The 21,832-nt window shown below is 38.1% G+C and carries 21 protein-coding genes; 10 read left to right on the plus strand and 11 right to left on the minus strand.

Annotation, left to right across the window (positions count from 1 at the left end; genetic code table 11):
* The first annotated feature begins 603 nt into the window (after positions 1 to 603).
* Positions 604 to 1,773, plus strand: coding sequence for a short-chain dehydrogenase (locus KI343_RS20475; RefSeq protein WP_212926560.1), 1,170 nt, complete (start codon positions 604 to 606; stop codon positions 1,771 to 1,773).
* A gap of 205 nt (positions 1,774 to 1,978) precedes the next feature.
* Here the strand turns inward: KI343_RS20475 and KI343_RS20615 are convergent, their stop codons facing one another.
* Positions 1,979 to 2,059, minus strand: coding sequence for a hypothetical protein (locus KI343_RS20615; protein WP_374705434.1), 81 nt, complete (start codon positions 2,057 to 2,059; stop codon positions 1,979 to 1,981).
* Between the two features lie 286 nt (positions 2,060 to 2,345).
* Between KI343_RS20615 and KI343_RS11440 the strand changes: the two genes are divergently transcribed.
* Entirely contained in the window at positions 2,346 to 2,561 is a 216-nt protein-coding gene (locus KI343_RS11440; RefSeq protein WP_212926561.1) for a hypothetical protein, read from the plus strand.
* A 158-nt stretch (positions 2,562 to 2,719) separates the two neighbouring features.
* Here KI343_RS11440 and KI343_RS11445 read toward each other — a convergent pair whose 3' ends face one another.
* Positions 2,720 to 4,717, minus strand: coding sequence for a penicillin-binding transpeptidase domain-containing protein (locus KI343_RS11445; protein WP_212926562.1), 1,998 nt, complete (start codon positions 4,715 to 4,717; stop codon positions 2,720 to 2,722).
* A gap of 15 nt (positions 4,718 to 4,732) precedes the next feature.
* Positions 4,733 to 5,665, minus strand: coding sequence for a class A beta-lactamase (gene bla / locus KI343_RS11450; RefSeq protein WP_212926563.1), 933 nt, complete (start codon positions 5,663 to 5,665; stop codon positions 4,733 to 4,735).
* Positions 5,666 to 5,904: 239 nt separating this feature from the next.
* On the opposite strand from bla, the gene KI343_RS11455 reads away from it, so the two are divergent.
* The 4 genes from KI343_RS11455 to KI343_RS20620 all read left to right on the plus strand — a co-directional run bounded on the left by KI343_RS11455 (position 5,905) and on the right by KI343_RS20620 (position 9,058).
* Positions 5,905 to 7,689, plus strand: a complete 1,785-nt coding sequence (locus tag KI343_RS11455; RefSeq protein WP_212926564.1) for a BlaR1 family beta-lactam sensor/signal transducer — start codon at positions 5,905 to 5,907, stop codon at positions 7,687 to 7,689.
* A gap of 19 nt (positions 7,690 to 7,708) precedes the next feature.
* The gene (gene blaI / locus KI343_RS11460; protein ID WP_212926565.1) at positions 7,709 to 8,095 is read left to right on the plus strand and encodes a penicillinase repressor BlaI; all 387 of its coding nucleotides are present in this window, start codon (positions 7,709 to 7,711) and stop codon (positions 8,093 to 8,095) included.
* A gap of 79 nt (positions 8,096 to 8,174) precedes the next feature.
* Positions 8,175 to 8,705: a GNAT family N-acetyltransferase gene (locus KI343_RS11465; protein WP_212926566.1), complete on the plus strand. Its 531-nt coding sequence runs from the start codon at positions 8,175 to 8,177 to the stop codon at positions 8,703 to 8,705.
* A gap of 269 nt (positions 8,706 to 8,974) precedes the next feature.
* Positions 8,975 to 9,058, plus strand: coding sequence for a putative holin-like toxin (locus tag KI343_RS20620; RefSeq protein ID WP_212926652.1), 84 nt, complete (start codon positions 8,975 to 8,977; stop codon positions 9,056 to 9,058).
* 416 nt (positions 9,059 to 9,474) lie between these two features.
* Here KI343_RS20620 and KI343_RS11475 read toward each other — a convergent pair whose 3' ends face one another.
* The 3 genes from KI343_RS11475 to KI343_RS11485 form a co-directional block, all read right to left on the minus strand.
* The gene (locus tag KI343_RS11475) at positions 9,475 to 10,125 is read right to left on the minus strand and encodes a FusB/FusC family EF-G-binding protein (RefSeq protein ID WP_212926567.1); all 651 of its coding nucleotides are present in this window, start codon (positions 10,123 to 10,125) and stop codon (positions 9,475 to 9,477) included.
* A 380-nt stretch (positions 10,126 to 10,505) separates the two neighbouring features.
* Positions 10,506 to 11,030, minus strand: coding sequence for a P-loop NTPase family protein (locus tag KI343_RS11480; RefSeq protein ID WP_212926568.1), 525 nt, complete (start codon positions 11,028 to 11,030; stop codon positions 10,506 to 10,508).
* Positions 11,031 to 11,141: 111 nt separating this feature from the next.
* Positions 11,142 to 11,702 (minus strand): DUF1572 family protein, encoded by a 561-nt coding sequence (locus KI343_RS11485; RefSeq protein WP_212926569.1) that lies wholly within the window; start codon positions 11,700 to 11,702, stop codon positions 11,142 to 11,144.
* 246 nt (positions 11,703 to 11,948) lie between these two features.
* Between KI343_RS11485 and treP the strand changes: the two genes are divergently transcribed.
* The 3 genes from treP (at position 11,949) to treR (ending at position 15,895) form a co-directional block, all read left to right on the plus strand.
* A complete protein-coding gene (gene treP, locus KI343_RS11490) occupies positions 11,949 to 13,382 on the plus strand; it encodes a PTS system trehalose-specific EIIBC component (protein ID WP_212926570.1) in 1,434 nt (477 codons plus the stop codon).
* Between the two features lie 98 nt (positions 13,383 to 13,480).
* Complete coding sequence (gene treC, locus KI343_RS11495) at positions 13,481 to 15,166, plus strand: alpha,alpha-phosphotrehalase (RefSeq protein WP_212926571.1); 1,686 nt, start codon at positions 13,481 to 13,483, stop codon at positions 15,164 to 15,166.
* A gap of 15 nt (positions 15,167 to 15,181) precedes the next feature.
* Positions 15,182 to 15,895, plus strand: coding sequence for a trehalose operon repressor (gene treR, locus KI343_RS11500; RefSeq protein WP_212926572.1), 714 nt, complete (start codon positions 15,182 to 15,184; stop codon positions 15,893 to 15,895).
* A gap of 147 nt (positions 15,896 to 16,042) precedes the next feature.
* Here treR and KI343_RS11505 read toward each other — a convergent pair whose 3' ends face one another.
* Both KI343_RS11505 and KI343_RS11510 read right to left on the minus strand, forming a co-directional pair.
* Positions 16,043 to 16,939, minus strand: a complete 897-nt coding sequence (locus tag KI343_RS11505) for a superoxide dismutase (protein WP_244856894.1) — start codon at positions 16,937 to 16,939, stop codon at positions 16,043 to 16,045.
* A 145-nt stretch (positions 16,940 to 17,084) separates the two neighbouring features.
* Complete coding sequence (locus KI343_RS11510; RefSeq protein ID WP_212926574.1) at positions 17,085 to 18,014, minus strand: SDR family oxidoreductase; 930 nt, start codon at positions 18,012 to 18,014, stop codon at positions 17,085 to 17,087.
* A 137-nt stretch (positions 18,015 to 18,151) separates the two neighbouring features.
* On the opposite strand from KI343_RS11510, the gene KI343_RS11515 reads away from it, so the two are divergent.
* Positions 18,152 to 18,325, plus strand: a complete 174-nt coding sequence (locus KI343_RS11515) for a hypothetical protein (RefSeq protein ID WP_212926575.1) — start codon at positions 18,152 to 18,154, stop codon at positions 18,323 to 18,325.
* Between the two features lie 235 nt (positions 18,326 to 18,560).
* Here the strand turns inward: KI343_RS11515 and KI343_RS11520 are convergent, their stop codons facing one another.
* The 3 genes from KI343_RS11520 to KI343_RS11530 form a co-directional block, all read right to left on the minus strand.
* Entirely contained in the window at positions 18,561 to 18,935 is a 375-nt protein-coding gene (locus tag KI343_RS11520) for a Cif family virulence factor (RefSeq protein WP_212926576.1), read from the minus strand.
* A 250-nt stretch (positions 18,936 to 19,185) separates the two neighbouring features.
* Positions 19,186 to 20,562 carry a glycoside-pentoside-hexuronide (GPH):cation symporter gene (locus KI343_RS11525; RefSeq protein ID WP_212926577.1) on the minus strand — a complete coding sequence of 459 codons (1,377 nt, stop codon included), beginning with the start codon at positions 20,560 to 20,562 and terminating at the stop codon, positions 19,186 to 19,188.
* Between the two features lie 170 nt (positions 20,563 to 20,732).
* Positions 20,733 to 21,551 carry an alpha/beta hydrolase gene (locus tag KI343_RS11530; protein ID WP_212926578.1) on the minus strand — a complete coding sequence of 273 codons (819 nt, stop codon included), beginning with the start codon at positions 21,549 to 21,551 and terminating at the stop codon, positions 20,733 to 20,735.
* Positions 21,552 to 21,832 lie beyond the last annotated feature (281 nt).

The raw sequence follows: 21,832 nt of genomic DNA on the forward strand, positions 1-21,832 counted from the left end.
ATGGTTCATAGGCCAAGACCCAACTATGGAAAAAAGCGTTGGCCTTACCACCAAGGCTACCATGCCCACTACTCCATGTAAAACCGGTGCACTTCCTGGGAATTTACACATACTTATTGACAGTACCCAGAGCAATCTTCTTCCGGAGCGCTTTCCGTTATTTTGGAGCGGATAAACTTCATTCGGAGCGCTTGTCTGCTTTTTGGAGCGCATGAACTTCATTCGGAGCGCTTGTCTGCTTTTTGGAGCGGATCAATCTTCGTCCGGAGCGCTATTCCATCATTTTGGAGCGGGTCTGCTTTGGTTCGGAAAATCATTACCGCAAATGTAAATTTTTGAAATTATCCTCGACAATTGCAATACTCATTACATATTTTTCCTTAAACATGAAACTTATAATAAATGAATGTTTTCCTTTAATAAATTCAGCCTCTTCATAAACTATCTCTACATGATCATTTTCAGCCTCTGCCTTCAAATGTATTTTTGATATTCCGAGATAAGAAAATTGCCGACTTCTGTAACCTCTCTTACAATGAAACTATTAAAGAATAAATAATATGAATAATTAAAATTAAAACAATATTAGGAGGAGAGATTTCTTTGAAGAATGATCACTGGGAGCCACTATCTGTCGAAGAAATAAAACACTTACTAAAGGATATGTCTATCTCATGGTGGATTGCTGGGGGCTGGGCACTAGATTTATATTATGGGAAACAAACAAGAAAGCATGACGACATGGATATTCTTATAAAAAGAAGTGACCTGCCAATATTAAAAAAGCATTTGAATGAAAACTATGAATTATTCCTTGCAAGCAGCGGAACGTTATCAAAATTGACAAATTTAGAAAATCTAAGCAGTCAAGCAAATAGTCTCTGGGTGAGAAAGAAAAACGGATCTAGCTGGCTATTTGAAATCATGCTTATGGATACGGAGAATGACGAATGGATATATAAAAGGGATAAACATATTAAACGGCCTCTGGAAGACATTGGGGCGATTACAGAGGACGGCACGCCATATGTAAGGCCTGAGATACAATTATTATACAAAGGTGGAAGCTCTGTTATCAGAGAGAAGGACGGGAATGATTTGCTGCGGATGCTCCCTATCCTAAAAAAAGCAGAAGTACATTGGCTTCATTATGCATTAGGCCACCAATTTAATGGAAAGCATCCTTGGTTGGAAGTAATTGCTGACAGAATAAATGACTTCCCTGCTCATGCCTTAGTTGTCGGCGGGACAGGGATGCTATCCGGCGTTTCTTTATGGCTTGCTGGTGAAGCAACTAAAGTCTCCGTTATCGCACGCAGCCAGGGCAAAATGAAAGAGTTATTAGTAAAGGCCCATCAAGATGCCTGCATTATCCCGCTATTGGTTGACTATAAAGATAGTACTGCATTAAAAGAGAAAATCAGAGCCTGTATCAGCCAAAACGGGCCAATTGATCTGGTTGTTGCATGGATTCACTCTGACGGAAAAAATGCACTGGATATTATCTCCAATGAAGTAGCGCAAACAAGTCCATTCTGGAAGCTCTATCATGTCCTGGGGAGCAGCGCTAATATAGCCCAAATCAAAGAAGTTGCTGTAAAAAAGCATCCCAATTGTCAATATAGACAAATACAGCTAGGATTTATTTGGGAAAAGAGTTACTCCAGATGGTTAACACATCAAGAAATCAGTAAAGGGATTATCGATGCGATTATACGCAATCAAGAAGTTAAGGTTATTGGAACATTAGAACCTTGGAATAGGCACCCTTAAACTCCCATCTTTTTTTGAGTGCACTCCGATCAAGAATAGCGTCATTCTATTTTACAAACAAAAAATATTCGTGTATATTTACAGTGGATATACATAGATTAATAAAGTCGTTAGTGCCGGTAACACTAACGACTTACAATAGCTGGATCCCTACTAAAGGGTTAGCACCGATGGTAATCCACCGAAGTTTCAACTCAAGGGTGGATTATTTTTTTTGGTTATCTGACAGCGTCAGCACAAGACTAGCAAATGCAATCGCTAACATAAAAGCTTCAAAAACCGTCATAGCCTCACCCCTATCCACGGGAGTGTGCCCACCCTTGAGTCATCCTAATGCTATTGATTTATTAATTATACCATAAAATGACACCTCTTTGTTTAAACTCCCGAAGAAATAACGCTTGTTTTCATGTAGAAATCGCATGATAATACGGGTTATTTAATTAAGACTAAATTCCCTTCCTCACACTTAAATAATTGTTGGCCCTTTTACAATTTGATAACAGAATGATTTCCCCTGATTTATTTTTTTGAAATCGGGTAAGTGCATACATTAGAAGGGGTGATACATCATGAGGTTGCAAAAATCTCGCATAGCAGCAATTGGTATTTCCCTGTTGCTTATTTTAGGAGCATGTCAGAGTAACGAAAATAAACAACAGGATAATCCAGAACCGCCTCAAGAAGAAAACGATAATGAAGGCGACTCTGAAGCAGACGATACAGAAGATAACGAAGATGGACCGGATGAAGACAGAATTAAGGACATTTTTGAAGGCGGAGAATAGAACCATTGTAACAAATACCCATCTTTATTGAAATTTCCTTCAGTGGGGTTACTATGTGATAAATAAATGAGCTTAATAATCTATTTAAAAAGCATTCAACCGAAATACTTGTCTAAACATCGTCAAGCTATTTCAGTTGAATGCTTAAAATTTATTCCCTATTGCGTATACTCAAACACATTTCTAGCCTTGGATATAACATACCCGCTGCCACCACGGTTCTTTACATCTTCCACCATCATTACCAGCAATAATTCAGAATTACCTTCCTCAAAGCCGACAAACCAGCCATTCTCATTTCCATTATCATCTTCTTTACTTCCTTTAATTTCCGCTGTTCCAGATTTTCCGCCAATAACAGCACCGGGCATATATGCGCTGTGTGCAGTACCTTCAGGGCTTTCAACAACTTGAATCAGATTCTCTTTGACTAAATTAGCAGTTTCTTTGCTAATCACCTTTTCTTTCCAAGTCTTCATTTCGCCCTCCTCCACTAAAGAAGGATATAACAAATCCCCTTCATTGAGATATGGCGTATATGTCAACGCAAGATGCAACGGGCTCATCATAATTTGACCTTGACCATACGCTGTATCAGCCAGTTGTACCTCACTGTCAATCTTTCCATTGTTTGTCAGATTGGAAGCTGGGATAGTAAATGGAAATGGGACCTCTTCGTCAAAACCAAAAGCAGCTGCCTCTTTTAAAAAGGTTTCTTTCCCCATTTCTATTGCTTCCTGAGCAAAATAAATATTATCAGAGTGTACAAAAGCATCCCGCAGATTGACTTCTGCTTTATCATGAACGCGTGTTACATAATAATTTCCCCACGAATCGTCCTTTGTCCAATGAAGACCATTAATCTGTCTTACCTTTTCAGGATTGGTCACGCCTGTTTCCAATCCAATTGATGCCGTTATCGTTTTAAATACAGATCCCGGGGCATAGCGGCTTGTAAAACGGTTTAAAAACGGCTCATCTGGATCTTCACTCCATTCTTGCCATTTTTCATCTGAAAGACCCCTTACAAAAGCATTCGGATCATAAGCAGGGGAACTGACCAGAGATAACACCTCTCCCGTATGCGGATCTAAAGCAACAGAAGTTCCCGCGTCGCCTTCGAACTGCCTATATACTTCTTGCTGCAGTTCAGCATCCACCGTTAATTGAATATCCTCTCCTTCAACAGGGTCTGTTTTTGCCAACGTTTCTTTCAAATCACCACTTGAATTTGCGATATAAATATGGCTGCCATTTTTCCCACGTAATCTCTCCTCAAATATCTGCTCTAGTCCTGCATTTCCAATCACATCTCCAGTAGTATAACCTTCCAGATCCTCTAGCTGCTCAGCAGATATTTCCCGAACATAGCCTGTTAAATGAGCTGCCGAATCTCCCAACGGATACGTACGAACCATTTCCACTCGGGAACTTACTCCTGGAAGTTCTATATAAGCTTCTATATCGTCTTCTCCCATAGGCAATGTTTTTATCGGTACAAATACTTCCGGAGTTACCCAGGAAGCTTCTAAAGCATTGTCAATCTCTTTAATAGAAATCCCCAACAATTCAGCTAGTTTCTCTTTGGATTGCTTTCCGTCTTCTTCAAGTTCACCAGGTATAACACCAATGACATTTGCCTCCTCATTGATTGCAATCCCAGTTCCATTTTTATCCTTCAGCTCTCCTCTTTCTGCTTCTAAGGTTTTTACCTTTACTTTATCTCCTGTGCTTAACTGAGGAAAAATTTGTGACGTATTCCATTTAACCAGCCAATTATTCTCCCCATCTTTTTCTAACGTTACTCGATGACTATATTCAATCTGTCCGGCAACCGTATCCATCTTGACGCTATATGGAAACGTAATGAAATCCCCTTTTGGCTCTATCTTTTCATTTTGGTCTGCTGCTGGAGTCACCTGTAAATTTTCAGCTTCTATCCCGTCATATATATTTTCATAACGTTCCGTAAATGTTTCTTCCGTTATTTTACTTTTAACTTCTTCAGAAAGCTGCTCATACATGGCATGAAAATCTCCATTTTCCCAGTTGGACAGATAGTCGCTAAATACCTCTGGCGGATCGTCTTTCTTGGAACACCCTACTATCGCCATAAGTGCCAGTACAATCAAGATAACTATTCGATAGCCTTTCATTTTTCCACCTTCCTGTTATTTCTCATACCGGATCTGTTCCATAACACGCTCAGCAGCTTTTTCAATTAGTGCATCATCAAAATCTGCATCAGCTGTATCACGGCTGGAAAGGATGGCAATAACAATCGGTGCTTTATCGTCAGACGGCCATACAACCGCAATGTCATTTCGCGTACCATAACCGCCTGCACCACTCTTATCTCCTACTTCCCAATTCTCTAGAACTCCTGCGCGAATTAACGTATCTCCAGTTTCGTTTCCCGTTATCCAATCAATCAGCAATTCTCGCTTGTCCGCAGGAAGTAAATCACTTAGTACATATTTTTGCAGACTTTCAGCAAGCGCTTTTGGTGTACTCGTGTCTCGGATATCACCTGGTGCAGCTTCATTTAAATCCGGTTCCATTCGGTCCATCTCTATTGTTTCATCGCCATTTCTCCTTAATATTTCTTCCAGTCCATCTGGTCCCCCAAGCTCTTCAAACAAAAGATTTGCTGCCGTATTATCACTGTAACGAATAGCAGCCTCCATAATTTCTTGCAGCTTCATGCCATCATTTACATGATTCTCTGTCACGGGAGAGTGTTTTACTAAATCATTTTCTGAATAAGTAATAACCTTTTCTAATTCCTCCATGGGTTTTGTTTGTAAAACAGCGCCCGCTGCTAAAACCTTAAACGTAGATGCATAAGCAAATCTTTCATCTGAGCGATAAGAAATTGTCTGACCGGTCTCTGTATTTATCGCATATACGCCTAGCCTTGCATCGAACTCATCTTCCAATTCTTTAAAAACCTTCTTACTTTGAGGTACCTGTTCTGAAACTTCTGCACGTTCATCATCGCTTTCCTCTTGCACACCATTCGAACAGCCTGCTAACCCTATTACGGCAATAAGTAACAATAAAGTTAACAATCTCTTATTAAACCTAGCTTGAAAATGCCTCATTTTAAACCCTCCTAAATCCCTCTTTGATTACAACTGTAATACAATACTACATATGTAGTCAGAGAATGTCAATTCCTTTCTTTAATCTTAGCAAGTTCTTTTTTAGAAGTTTGATAACTCCACTACAGCGTGCTAGAATCTAATATATTACAAATGTAATTTAAAATAACTTTCGGTAAAAATTCATATAGAGGACGTTCATATATATTTACCGTAAATGAAGAATGGAGACAAAGAGCATGCTTATAACGCTTATCACAGGTTTCGTCATTTCTTCCGTTACCGTTGTGTTTATTTTGCTTATTAAAAAGTTATTCAAAAAGCAATTATCCGCAAAATGGCAATACAATCTATGGTATTTATTGCTTGTTGCTTTAGTGATTCCATTTATTCCTGCTCATTTCCTTCCTGCCGGTAATTTATTCTCCGCATTTACTGAAAGTCAGTCGCTCGAAGGGATTCCCAATTCCACAAAAAATGTAGTGTCCGAGACCGGAGGAACAAACACAAATTGGATGCAGGATTTTTCCGTAACGGTTACGCAGACAAATACGGATCTGTTAAATGGTATTGCCACTGGAATATGGATTACTGGAGCGTTTGTATTAACTATGCTTTCTATACGCGCATGGTTGAATTTAAGGGAAATCAAAAAGTCAATCTCCCAGGTGGAGAATAAAAATATTATTGACATATTTAAACGATCAAAACAGCAATTAAATATTTCCAAAAATATAGTATTGAGCGTTTCAAATAAAGTACGTTCTCCTTTGACATTTGGGCTGCGTAAAACCTTTGTGGTCCTACCGGTGAATTTCGAGGAATGGCTATCTAACGGTGATATCAAGCATATCTTCTTGCATGAATTAAATCATTATAAATCTAAAGATATACCGATTAACTATTTGATGGTTCTCTTTCAAATCATCTACTGGTTCAATCCCCTGATTTGGATTGCATTTAAAAACATGCGTATGGACCGTGAGATTGCATGTGATCATGCTGTATTAACGTCTTTGGATAATCAGAACTATAAGGAATACGGAAATACAATCATTCATTTTATCGATAAATCTCCCAGACCGCAGCACAATAAGCTGGCAAATCAATTAAATGGGTCGAAAAAGCAAATTAAAAAACGCATTATAGAAATTGCATCCTTTCAAGCAGACACTAAATTACAGCATGCCAAAAGCATTGGAGTCTTCGTTCTGGTGGGATTGTTTGTAGCCTCACAGATACCGCTCGCTTCCGTGATGGCAAACGACAACAACCACTACACGTCTTTTAAGCATGAACAGACAAACTACGAAGACCTCAGCGCCTATTTTCAAAATTACGATGGCAGTTTTGTACTATATGACATGCAGGAAGATGCTTATCATATCTATAATAAAGATCAGAGCACATTAAGAGTTTCTCCTGACTCTACCTATAAAATCTATAGTGCCTTATTCGGATTAGAGGAGAATATTATTACTCCGGAACAGAACACCGTCGAGTGGGATGGCACGGAGCAGCCTTATGATCAGTGGAATGAAGATCAAAATTTAGAAACTGCTTTAAGCCGTTCTGTTAATTGGTATTTCAAGCAAATAGATCAAGAAATGGGTCTAGATAGTATTCAATCCTATGTCAACCAAATCCATTATGGAAACCAAGATGTTTCTGGAGGTCTCGGAAAATACTGGCTGGAATCCAGTTTGAAGATTTCTCCAATAGAACAAGTTGAACGATTACAATCATTCTATAACAACAGCTTTGAATTCCAGGAAAAACATATTCAAGCTGTCAAAAACGCACTGAAAATAGAAGAAAAGGATGGCATCGCTCTTTATGGAAAAACGGGAACTGGTAATGTAAATGGCAAGGATATAAACGGCTGGTTTATTGGGTTTGTTGAAACGGAAACAAACACCTATTTCTTTGCAACTAATATACAAGATGAGGATAATGCCTCTGGAAGTATGGCAACAGAAATAACCTTAGCTATTTTAAATGATAAACAAATTTATGATGAGTAAAATCAGGGGGATGAGATACATGGCAGAAAAAGTGCCCAGCATTTCTGAAGCAGAATGGGAAGTAATGAATGTATTGTGGGGAAAATCACCGCAAACAGCAAATGACGTTATTACCTCCCTGCAAGGACAAAAAGAGTGGAAAGCAAAAACCGTACGCACCCTTTTAGATCGATTGGTGCAGAAAAACGTTGTGGGAGTGAACAAGGAACAGCGAGTGTATACTTTTTACCCTCTTTATTCCCAGGATGATTGTCAACGTGCAGAAGCAGAATCCTTTATAAAACGAATATACGGAGGAACTGTAAAATCAATGCTTGTCCAGTTTATTGAAGAAGATTCACTATCTGAGGAAGATATTGAAGAATTAAAATCCATTTTGGATGACAAACCGAAAAAGAAAAAATAACGTTTTCCAAAGGGGAAAGGAGTGAAGGATGCCAGATAATAATACTTTCTAAACGGATTCTAAGTTGGAGGTAAATGTATTGAAAGAGGAATTATTCACTAAAAGACTAGCTTTACGAAAAATGCGGACATCCGACGCCCCTGCATTATTTACCATTTGGTCGGATCCGGCAGTTGTAGAATTCATGAATATCTCTGCTTTTACCCATGAATCACAAGCTATAGAAATGATTACCCTGCTCCATGAATTAGCTGAAAAAAATCAAGCCATTCGATACAGTATATTTAACTTGAATTCAAAGGAAATAATCGGTACCTGTGGTTTTAATTCTATCGATCCGGAAAATTCCAGGGCTGAGATTGGTTATGATATTGCGAAACCTTATTGGGGAAACGGATATGCACCAGAGTCCATTCAGGCATTAATCCATGAAGCTTTTGAGAATTTAAGAATAAACCGTATCGAAGCAAAAGTAGAGCCTGCAAATGTAAACTCGATAAAAGTACTGGAAAAATTGCATTTTACCTTTGAAGGAACGTTAAGACAATATGAAAAAGTGAAGGGGAAGTTTGTTGATATCCACATGTATTCCCTTTTAAAGAGTGATTAATCTTATTCTCCCTCTATATCCGCTCTGAGATATAGAGGTTTTTTTCTATAATTTTATACACCAATGTCTCTTTAAGAAATCACACACCAATACCCTTGCTCTAAGATACCAATAAGGCACATACAGGGTATTTTCCCAGAACTGAATAATCAGAATTATAGTTTTTTTATGTTATAATCATAGCAGTGCATAAGGCTTTTCGTGGGTGGTGGCTCACTCCCTTTAATTCGTACCTTTCAATCTAGATTCGAAAGGGGGGTGAGGCTTTGATGAGCGTATTTGAAAGTTTAACGCTAATGATAACATTTGGAATGCTGCTTATAGCGCTGTTGTCATTTCATCAAAATAAATAACCACCCTTCCTAAGCCTAGCAAGCAATGAAGGTGTGGTTATCAAAAACTCATTGTGACGCAGCCCCTTGAAGGGCTATTGCACGAACGTTCGGTGTGCCACCACCGGACGTTTTTATTGTATGCTCTATTTACTATTATTATACCCTATTTTTAATAAATAAAACAACTGTTAAAACACTGATTATACGGCTTCTGGCTCCTAATTAACATAGTCACATAGACTAACAAAGAAGGTGCCCTCATTGCAATTATTGCAACAAAGACACCGCTAAAGACTAGCTTTCACGCTTGGTTCTAGATACATTGCTTTTTCTGACATGTGCACCCGTGTATCAAATAGAATTAATTTGAGTGAATTCTAGTTAGTAATTCTATTTATTCGCTTTTCATCGCGCTTCCTCATTGACTGCACCTTTTAATTGGTCACTCTCTCAAAGAATGCCTTCACCTTTTCCATATCCGTTACGTGCTGATTGCACAATTGGCTATCTGCACAGATATAACTATAGTGATTGGTAAACGTACCAGAAACTTGACCCTTTACAGAAGTAGTAAGACGTACAACATCTGAATGACAATTGCACAGCGCACAAATACCTTTCGTTGTTTGATGCTTGAAAGTCCCTTTTAGCGCTTTATACTTCCCATTTTCTTCAATAACCATATACTTTCGCTGCTTTCCTGAATCATCCCAGGTTAAATAAGAAATTTCCTGAAAGTCTATATCATCAAGATCTGGCAGTTTAAGCTTTTTTTCCTTTTTAAACAGGCTTTTCAATTTACTCGGTTCCATTGCTTTAAACGGAATAACATAGGCTTTTAGCTGTTCTAAAAAAGCTTCTCCTTCTGTTCGGTCTTTTATATGAATAAGCGGCTCAACTAATTTTACCTGCTCATCAGACAGCACGAATGAATCTATTACATCACTTCTTACAATACCGCGCACAGCAAGAATAACATTCTTATCTTTTGTTGTTGCTAACGTTTTTAAAATTTTATCTGCTTGCTGTTTGATTAAATGATAATTAGCGACCGTTAAAAACGGCTGAATTGTTTGTTTTTCCATTTGAAATCACTCCATTATTATAGGCTTTTCTTCAAAACTTGCGGCCTAAAGAGATCATTCATCATTTATCAGAATTCGTTTTTCTAGACCTCTTTGACCTAAAAGGTGCGTGGTCTAGAGCAAGCATTATCAAAGAATGCTTTCATTTCGATTCCTCCTTGAAAAGAAAACTACAACTAGTATAACATCTTTTCACCGCAGAATCTCATAACTGCTTGATTTACTTGAAAAGAAGGAGTATTTCGTTTAAGGGTTTCTGTAATAAGAAGAGTCATCAATCCACTTTGGAGTAGAACCATGATACGAAATAACCGTATTACACAGCATTCGGACAAGTCTTGCCATTTAACAAAGCCAAGATTGTTTGCAAGTTCGTATGATTATCTAGCCCATTGCCGCCTGACATTTTCCAGAAACTGATTCAGTTCCTTCTTCTCATAGATGTGAATCACCTTTTCTTCATATATCTCTATTTTTCTCAATGCTTTTACTAAATTATTCGCATCATACTTGGCATTCCATTTTAATAACTGTAAAAGATCCTTTATATTTTCTTCTTTGGTGGGTAAAATATGAAGCTTCCTTTTTAGAAAGCGAAGCATTATCCGCATTTGTCTCAAGTAAACATTTGTATGTAACACAATAATTCGATCTGCTCTTTGAAAGCTGTCATCCATCCAAGCATAATAGACACCTTCTATTATCCATACATCTCCTGAAAGAATAGCCTCCAGTTCCCTGTCTCTTGTCACCGAATCCTTTTTCGTTCCATAGCTTTTATTCCAAAACAAATTATCCAAGTCAACAGCTGGAATAGCGAGAATATCTGATAATACCTTTGCCAGATAGGTTTTCCCACTCCCTGCACCACCGATAATATGTATTCTCTTTATCTCTTCTCTCAATGGATATCCCTGCCCTCTGTTCCATAGTGAATCTCCCCATCCCCTTACGACTGAATTGTGAGGGGAAAAGGAATAATTTGTTCATTTAATATTTTCACACAAACGGCTTCCTTACTCTATGTTTTTTCTGTAACTAGACTTACTTGTATTTCTCTGCATCTCCTCTAAATACTCCACTGATCTCCCTCTAGGAATGCTAAGCGTTTCCCAATTCTCCCCTTTTATCTGTTTTCCAATATAAACAATTTGACCAACATGGTAAGCGTAATGTGCCATCTGCCTTTCTATCGCATCCATAACTTTATGGCTTTCACCACGGATATAGATATTCTTTAATAAGTCTGTCCCTTCTAGTCCCCGCAAAGCTTTAAAAAGAACATTCCAGCCCGCTTCCCAAACTTCCATTAATTCTTGCATAGAACCTATCGTATTCTCAAACTCTTGATCACGGTTTCTATTCAGCTTCTCACCGTCTGAAGTTAAAAAATCAGTCCACCTCGATATCATATTTCCATTTAAATGTTTGACAATCACAGCAATGCTATTAGAGTCTTCATTTAAAGACCAATGAATATGCTCTTCTGATAATTGTTTAAACGTATTATCTCCAAGCTCTTTTACACTTCCGAATCTTTTTTGGATTATGTTTAGATATACTTCTTCAAGATTCATATCTTCCTCTCCTTTGAAAACCGCGTACTATCTTCCAAAATTATCTTTGTACTATATTAATCTAAACACTCAATCTCGCTAATCTCAGTAGCTATATCTTACTTTCAATATACAATACTGCTAGCTTTCCAACAAACAACCAATCATCAAAAACTTCCTAACTTCTTATTGACACTCCTGTATATACAAGTTAAAATGAAACCGTTAACACTTGTATATACAAGATAAGAAAAAGGGGGTAAGACATTGAGTAAATATACGGACGCAGCAAAAGAATTATTGGAAAAAGTCGGTGGAAGTGAAAACATCTCTGTCGTTACGCACTGTGCTACTAGAATGCGCTTTGTCTTAAATGATCCAAAAAAAGCAGATATAGAAGCAATTAAAGATATTGAAATTGTAAAAGGAACCTTCACACAGGCTGGTCAATTCCAGGTTATTATCGGAAATGAAGTCGCTTCCTTTTATAACGAATTTACGCGTATTGCTGGTATTGGTGATACTTCTAAAGAAGATGCCAAAGAAGCAGCGAAACAAAATATGAATTTCATGCAGCGACTAATGGCACACTTAGCAGACATTTTTATGCCAATTATCCCAGCACTTGTTGTCGGAGGTCTGATTTTAGGTTTTCGAAATGTGATTGGTGAAATTGAAATGCTGGAAAATGGAACAATGACCTTAGCGGAATCCTCGCAATTTTGGACGGGATTATATGATTTTCTTTGGTTAATTGCTGAAGCGATCTTTCATTTTCTCCCTGTTGCCATTACCTGGTCTATTTCCAGGAAGATGGGAACCACGCAAGTACTCGGAATTATTTTAGGTCTTACACTCGTATCACCACAACTCTTAAATGCTTATGGTGTCGCAGAAGCAACAGAGATACCTGTCTGGGACTTTGGTATTTTCCAAATTGAAATGATTGGTTATCAGGCGCAGGTTATTCCAGCTATTTTAGCAGGTTTTGTATTAGCTTATTTGGAAATAGGCCTTCGTAAAATCATCCCACAAGTCGTATCGATGATTTTTGTGCCATTCTTTGCATTACTTCCTGCGGTTATCGTGGCCCATGTTGTATTAGGTCCAATCGGCTGGACAATCGGTTCATGGATTTCAACGGTTGTCTATGATGGGTTAACTTCTGCATTCGGCTGGCTGTTTGCAGCGTTATTCGGTTTCGCCTATGCACCGCTTGTCATTACTGGTCTGCATCATATGACAAATGCCATTGACCTGCAGTTAATGAGTGAATTTGATGGAACAAACCTTTGGCCAATGATCGCTCTATCTAATATTGCACAAGGATCTGCGGTGGTAGCAATGATTTACCTGAACAGAAAAGATAAGAAAGAGCAGCAGGTATCTATTCCAGCAGCAATTTCCTGTTATTTAGGGGTTACGGAACCGGCATTATTCGGTATAAACTTACGATACCTATTTCCATTTATCGCCGGTATGGCAGGCTCTGCGGTTGCAGCAGTTATTTCTGTCGGATCCGGTGTGATGGCCAACTCCATTGGCGTCGGTGGAATACCGGGAATCTTATCCATTCAAGTAGCGGATATGCTAATGTTTGCGGTAGCAATGGTAGCTGCGTTTATTATTCCATTTATTCTGACCATTGTTTTATCCAAAACAAAAATGGGTGTGGATGCATATAAACGCTTAGGAAAATAAGTTAAAATACGGAGGGAATCGCTCCCTCCTTTTCATGTTAAGCAAAGAGCAATGAAATGAATAATGATTGAAATGCAGCAACGATTAGGAGGATTACTATGCAAGAAAAATGGTGGCAAAAATCAGTCGTATATCAAATTTACCCGAAGAGCTTTAACGATACGACTGGAAATGGAATGGGAGATATTAACGGTATTACAGAAAAGTTGGATTATATTAAGAAACTAGGAGCCGACGTGATTTGGCTTACCCCCATCTACGTTTCTCCTCAAAAAGATAACGGATATGATATTGCAGATTATTATGCGATTCAGCCGGAATATGGAACTATGGACGACTTCGAAAAAATGCTGGAAAAAGCACATCAAATCGGGCTCAAAGTAATTATGGATATTGTTGTAAACCATACCTCCACCGAACATAAATGGTTCCAGCAAGCTAAATTATCTAAGGATAATCCTTATCGAAATTATTATATTTGGAAAGACGGAGAACCTGACAACCCTCCAACAAACTGGCAGTCAAAATTTGGCGGCAATGCATGGGAGTATGACGAAACGACGGGCTCTTACTATTTGCATCTATTTGATGTAACGCAAGCGGACCTAAATTGGGAAAATGAAAAAGTTCGTGATGATGTTTATCAGATGATGAACTTTTGGCTGGATAAAGGTGTAGATGGTTTTCGTTTAGATGTAATCAACTTGATTTCCAAAGACCAGTGTTTTCCAGATGATGACGGCAGTATACCTCCAGGAGACGGACGTAAATTCTACACAGATGGACCCCGGGTGCATGAATTTCTTCATGAGATGAATCAGAAAGTATTTAAAGGACGGGAAACCATTACGGTAGGAGAAATGTCCTCTACTTCTATGGAGGATTGTATGAAATATTCCAATCCGGAACGCGAAGAATTGGATATGACGTTTAACTTCCATCATTTAAAGGTGGACTATCCGAATGGCGAAAAGTGGACAAAGGCACCGTTTGACTTTCTTCGCCTCAAGCAGCTTCTATCCGATTGGCAAGTAGGAATGCAAGAAGGCGGCGGCTGGAACGCCCTGTTTTGGTGCAATCATGATCAGCCGCGAATTGTATCCCGCTTCGGTGACGATACAATCTATCATAAAGAATCCGCAAAAATGCTGGCAACAACGATTCACATGATGCAGGGCACGCCTTATATATATCAAGGAGAAGAAATCGGCATGACCAACCCTGGTTTTGACCATATAAATCAATATCGTGATGTCGAATCACTAAATATGTATCGCATGAAAAGAGCAGAGGGATATTCGGACCAAGAAATTATTGAAATTCTCCAGGAGAAATCTCGTGATAATGCACGAACACCAATGCAATGGAATGACCAAACGAATGCAGGTTTTACAGAAGGGTCGCCTTGGATTGGCATTCCCGATAATTATAAAGAGATCAATGCTGCGGCTGCAATCACGGATGCATCATCCATTTTTTATCATTACCAGAAACTTATCCAGCTCCGAAAAGACTATCCAGTAATCACAGACGGAAAATATCAACTAGTTTTGCCTAATGACTTTGCAATTTTTGCGTATTTAAGAGAAAATAAAGATACAAAACTATTCGTAGTAAACAATTTCTATGGAAAAGAAACAGAGCTTGATTTACCTGAATCGATTCATTGTGAATTTAGGGACAGCGAGATTTTGTTATCCAATTATACCGATTCTCCATCATTAACGCTCAATACGATTTCACTTCGCCCATATGAGTCTATTGTTTATTATATAAAGAATTAACTGGAGTTCGTTACGATGCAAAACAAGTATTTAATCATTTATCAAGAAATGGCGCAAAAAATAGATAAAGAATTCTTTAAAGCAAATGAATTTCTGCCCTCTGAAAATGAATTGGCAGAACAGTATCAGACATCAAGAGAAACGATTCGAAAAGCATTAAACCTGCTAGCGCAAAACGGATATATCCAAAAAATCCGTGGAAAAGGTTCCACCGTAATTGAAAGGAATAAATTCGATTTTCCCGTATCCGGCTTAGTCAGCTTTAAAGAATTAGCTGATAAAATGGGAGAAAAACCGATTACAACGGTCCATCAATGTGCAAAAGTCAGTGCAATTGATTTTATTCAGAAGCAATTAAAGCTCAAGGATAACCAGGAAGTCTGGGAAATTATTCGGACCCGCTCCTTCTCTGACCAGCGCATTATTTTGGACAAAGATTATCTGGTCGCAAAAACCGTTCAGCATATGTCAAAAGAAATTGCTGAAACCTCTATTTACGACTATCTTGAAAATGATTTAGGTCTTGTTATCAGCTTTGCCAAAAAGGAAATTATAGTGGAAGAACCGACGGAGGAAGACCGTAAGCTGCTGGATTTAGAGGGATTTTATAATGTAGTGGTTATTAAAAACTATGTCTATTTAGACGACGCGACCTTATTTCAATATACCGAGTCCAGACACCGTCCGGATAAGTTTAGATTCGTTGATTTTGCAAGAAGGGACCATTAAAAATAGGCTGATACAGATATATAACTGGCTGTATCAGCCTGTTTTATTTAACTTTCCATATATACGTATAGATTTCATCCAAATGGATTGTATTGTTTTACATAGGTCACGATTACTAGCTACCCAATGTAGAACCTACTTCCTTTATCAAAAAGGCTGCCATTTCAATTGCCTGGCCTTATTAAATCGGTTCTCTACTTCTTTCCAATTAACGACATTCCACCAGTTATCTACGTAGTTTGCTTTTTCATTTTCATAAAGCAGGTAGTAGGCATGCTCCCACACATCAAGGACAAGGAGAGGTACAACATCCCATTGGCTTAAGTTTTGATGCTTCTCTGCCTGAAGAATTTCCAGACGCCTTGCCCGTGGGGACCATACTAAAATAGCCCATCCTCCACCCTCTACGTGGTTAGCCGCTTCTGTAAAGTGCGCTTTAAATTGTTCATAGCTGCCAAAGGATTGCTCAATTTCATTCATTAATTTCCCTGAAGGCTTACCGCCTCCATCCGGACTCATTACTTTCCAAAAAATCGTGTGCAGATAATGACCCGCTCCATTAAATGCAGCTTCCCTTTCCCAATGCTTAATCAGATCATAGTTATTCGTCCATCTTGCCTGCTCCATTTCATTTTCCGCTTTATTTAAACCGTCTACATAGCTCTGATGGTGCTTATCATGATGCAGTTCCATCGTTCTGCGGTCAATATAGGGCTCTAAGGCATCATAGCTATACGGTAACGGCGGTAGCGTATGTCCGCCAATAGGAACAACTCTTTCACGGCTTTCCTCTACTCGATTTTCATCACCGCTTTGATTTAGATAAGCATTCAGCTGTGTGTATAAGTCATTTGCCTGGTTGTAGGCATCCCATTCTTCTAAAGTCTCATTATTTGCAAGCTCATTTTGAAATTGAATTAATTTATTCTCCCATTCCTTTAATGATTCTTCCTGAATATTTTTCCGAAGCAACGCACTGGACTCACGATATATCTGCAAAATTTCTTCGCACCATTGTTCTGTTGAATTAAGATACTGTGACAATGAAAAAGCCTCCCTCAAATTAGTCGTTACTACTATATGCAAAAGGGAGCTGGGCTGATAATACATAAAATGAGGAAGCGCGGTTAGACAAACGCTAGAATAGTGATTTTAAATATTATGTTATTGAAGATCCCTGCTTTTTCCGCTAAGAAGTCGTCCACTGCCCCCCATTCACATGCAGTGTCTGCCCAGTAACGAAACGCGAATCATCTGAAGCCAGGTAAACAAACGTTGGTGCTACTTCAAATGGCTGGCCTTGACGTTGCATGGGATTCCCTGCCAATGTTACTTCATCCGCAGCAAAACTGGATGGAATCAACGGCGTCCATATCCGTCCTGGAGCGATGGCATTTACGCGGATTCCCTGATCTACTAAATTATTTGCCAACGCCCTTGAGAAACTGACGATGGCTCCTTTTGTGGCAGTATAATCCATCAACTCACTATATCCTTCATACGCTACCACAGATGCCGTATTGATAATTGAGCTGCCTGCTTTTAAATGAGGAAGTGCAGCACGTGTGGTATAAAAATGTGAGTATACATTTACTTTAAACGTATCATCAAATTGCTCATCTGTAATATCCAGTAAGCTTAATTGCTGAAATTGAATCCCTACATGGTTGCAGAGTATATCTAACTGGCCAAATGTTTCAATCGTTTTCTCTACAATATAACAGCACTGCTGCTTTTTCCTTAAGTCACCTGGAAGCAACAAACAGCGCTGTCCTAGCTCTTCAATACGATTTTTGGTCCGATGTGCATCCTCATCTTCGTCGAGATATGAAATAGCGACATCTGCACCTTCTTTAGCAAAAGCAATCGCTGCCGCCGCTCCTATCCCGCTGTCTCCTCCTGTAATAAGCGCAACCTTGCCACACAGTTTATTACTGCCCTTTTCATTTGTATTTTCAATAATCGGCCTTGGCACCATCCATTTTTCCAGCCCAGGCTGCCTATATTGCCTCTGCTCTGGGACAGTTATTGCAACCTCTTCATATTGTGTTATTTTTCCGTAGTTTGGATACATCGGATATGCTTGCTTCGCCGGTTTCTTTGATCTATCTTGTGTCATCATTATCCCCCTCGAAATTACTTTGATGGATTACTTTATGACACTTGGGCGAATGTAGTGAAAAAATACAGATTTAAGTTCCATATTGGGAGAAGTTGAATAATGTAGGGAATAGAAGAAATGAAGGGGGAACCATCATGCAGCAATACTATTATAATCCCGAAGTAAAGTTATTATTAGTTAATCATTCTGATGAGAAAGTGGATGTATTATATACAGCTTCAAATCATACATTCCAGCTGCCCAAAATAGGAGGAAGACCACCGTATTTTATTAATCCTCGTTACGAGCAATATTATCCGGTGATCTAATACAAATTATCATCTGCATTCAAGTTAAAAACCGCTAAGCATAATTATCTTAGCGGTTTTTCCTTAGAAAGTATATCAGCTATTGTTTCAAGCTCGCCTTGTCCAAATACTTGCCTGTTGGTTTTAAAAACAAATTTGTTTCCCCTAACCCTATCTTCATTTCATTTCCACCGCATTTAAAATACCACTAATAAACTCTTTGTAGAACCTCCTGGTGAAGCTTAAATAATAAAAATTACTTCTGTCCTTTATACTCAATATATGCTGATTCAAAAACAATTTTATTATTACGAACTACGTAGGTTTCTGAGCCAAATACTTCATCTTCTCCTTTTTTAAATACATGCAGTCCATATTCTCCATCTGCTTCCTGATGAATAATATCAGTAGGAGATTCATCGTTAAATAGAATTTCTATTTGGAAACATTCTTCAATTAAAGCTTTAATCTCTTCATGACCTTTAGCAGGCTTGTCCGATAAATTAGTCAGAACAATCGCATCTTCTGCATAATCCCGCACAATAATATCCGGGTCTTTTGTTCCCATTGCATCTCCATGACGATTGATAACCTCGATGGTTTGTTTTGCACTTATTGAAACTATACTCATTTTGTTTTCCTCCTAAATTTTTCATATTTTTTTAAAAGCTTTTTGATATCCTTCTTTAAATGGGTCGCTTTGTATTTGAAAAAGCATCTGTTCTCGGTAGACTCTAAATATCCAAAAGATACGAGAAAAAATCACAATCCATTCTTGCCAGTTTTCATTTTCTAGCCACCATTACTTAAAAAGTACCTTTACAATAAAGGTGCCATCGGATAAAAGAAGTTTCTTCCTTTGTCCCCGGAATGCATAATGATTATTGTGCTTTTATTTCAGCAACACCCGACTCAACGATTTTTGCAGTAGCCCTTCTTGCATTCAAGTCAATCATCATTTGTTCTGACTGCTTATCCAGCTTATAGAATAATAGAGCAACAATACCTAAAATAAATCCAACCAATGGAATCCATATAAAACTAATTTCAATAGCTGTTAACGCAGAAGCTGTTTGTATTTGATTCGGCACATAGTTCCCAAAGGATAAAACCCATGCAGAAAGCGCTCCGCCAATTCCCATTCCAATTTTAAAGCTGAATACAGGAACTGTAGATACTAACCCTTGTGCACGTATACCTGATTTCCATTCACCATAATCTACCACATCCGCTATCATAGAAAATATCGATGCCATTAAGAACCCTTGTCCAATCACTCCGATAAGTGTTGCAATGATAAAAGGTGTTGTTGAACCAGAGAAGTAAAAACCAATTTGTCCTACACTCATTAAAGCTAATCCCAAAATCATAATATTTCGCTTACCAATCCATTTAGCTAGGGATGGCATAATAAAATACGAGATAACATTTAATGAACTTAAACCTAATATAACTCCAACCAGTTCAGGCTTATTAAGGTTATAAGACAGGTAATACACTGTTGTCTGCGTTTTCATAATAAATCCTATTGTATAGATAAAACTAACGAAAAATAGAATATAGAGTGGAACGTTTCCTTTCATTGACTTTACAGCTTTTTTAAAAGGAACAACTTGATCACTTCCAGGCATTTCTACCTTCTCGTTTATATTTTTAAAACTCACAATGAGAAGAATAACTGCCAATATACCAAACACTGTCATCGTCAATGTAAAACCTCTTTGCTGATCCCCATTTCCCAGGAAGTCTACAAGAGGCAGAGCACCTAAGCTGACAATGGTTACACCGACTGAAGCTAAAATCATCCGTGTACTTACTAGAACATTTCTTTCATTCAAATTACTCGTTAAACTAGGTAATATCGATGTGATGGGAATGTTAATCCCAGCATAAAGAATCCCTAAAAGAATATAAGTAATATATGCATAAACCAGCTTTCCTGTATCGCCAAAATCAGGTGTTGAGAAAGCTAATACTCCAATAATTCCAAAAGGAACAGCTAGCCACAGCAACCAAGGTCGTGATTTCCCCCATTTAGAATTAGTTCTATCAATCAATACTCCAAAGATAGGACTATCAAAAGCGTCAATAATTCGAGACACTAAAAATAAAGTACCTACAGCAGCAGCGCTTATTCCATACACGTCTGTGTAGAAAAACATTAAATACATAATTATCATTTGATAAATAAGATTACTTGCTGTATCGCTCAAACCATAACTAATTCTTTCTTTCCAAGTTGTTTCATTGGGTTGCATTTTTCTTTTTTCCTCCCTCATCTATCCCTTTATCAGCAAAGAAAGTTGAAATGTTGCTGAAAAAATTTCACTTATTCAATGAAACGAATTGATTTATTCAACATTCTATCTCTTCAATATTTAAAGCAATTACATAAAAATGTTTGATTGCTTTGGAAACATTCAAACTTTTATTTCACAAAACTGCCAGCCAAAGGCAGCCAATCCAAAATTTTTCTAAGATACGGATCCCACAAATCCCACTCATGTCCTCCGCGCTCTTCTACATAGGTTACATCCAACCCACTATCTCTGATACCAGCAACTGATTTCGCTGTTGAGTCATAGATAATCGGATCGTCTTTACCGTTCAGCGCATATAAAAGAGGTTGTTCTTTTCCACTATCGACTAAGTTCTTTGCCATTGCAACGAGATCATGTGATTGTGGATCATAATGTTGATCATTTTCACCAAAAAGTGTCTTGCATGTATTTTCATAATACCGTTTTAAATTCTCACCAAAATTCACATTACGGAAATCCAGTCCTCCTGAAAGGGAAAACGCAGCAGCATAATTATCCGGATTACGTAATGCTGCAGCAAAAGCACCGAATCCCCCCATCGATATTCCACCTATGAAATTATTTACTCTTATTTCAGATAAAGGAAAGATTGCGCGCATAATCTGAGGCAACTCCTTGGTATAATAATCATAATAATTACCGCCATTTGGTACATTACAATAATAACTATTCCCGACATTCGGCATCACAACAGCCAATTGTTTTTGTTGCGCATACTCTTCAATCCTAGAAAACCGGAGAAGCTCATTATTATCCCCTGTACCACAATGCAGTAACCACAAGGTTTGATATTTCTCTCCATCTTCCGGCAAACGAAGAGTATCTCCGTCTTCCATATTTGACACATTCGGGATTGGAAGAATTACAGTTACATCTGTATTCAACATTAAACTATCCGAATAAATTGTATTTCTGAATAAAGCCATATAAACTCTCCTTTTTCTCTTTTATCGTTCAACACGCTCTCCCTACAACTACTTTAGCGCTATCATATATGTGCGAAAAACCTATTTTAAATTTTGCTTAAAACAAGAAAAATACCATCTGATTTATCTGCATAAACCAACCTCATAGAATGTAATTCACCCATATAAAGCGTTTTCATGATTACATTTTAAAAGATTTAAAAAATATAATCCTGCTCTATTTTGCCTTAATTACCGTCAAATCCTGACCTTCTTCAGTAAATAATTTCTACTTCTAGAAA

Source organism: Oceanobacillus sp. J11TS1, from assembly GCF_018333215.1.
GTDB lineage: Bacteria > Bacillota > Bacilli > Bacillales > Amphibacillaceae > Oceanobacillus.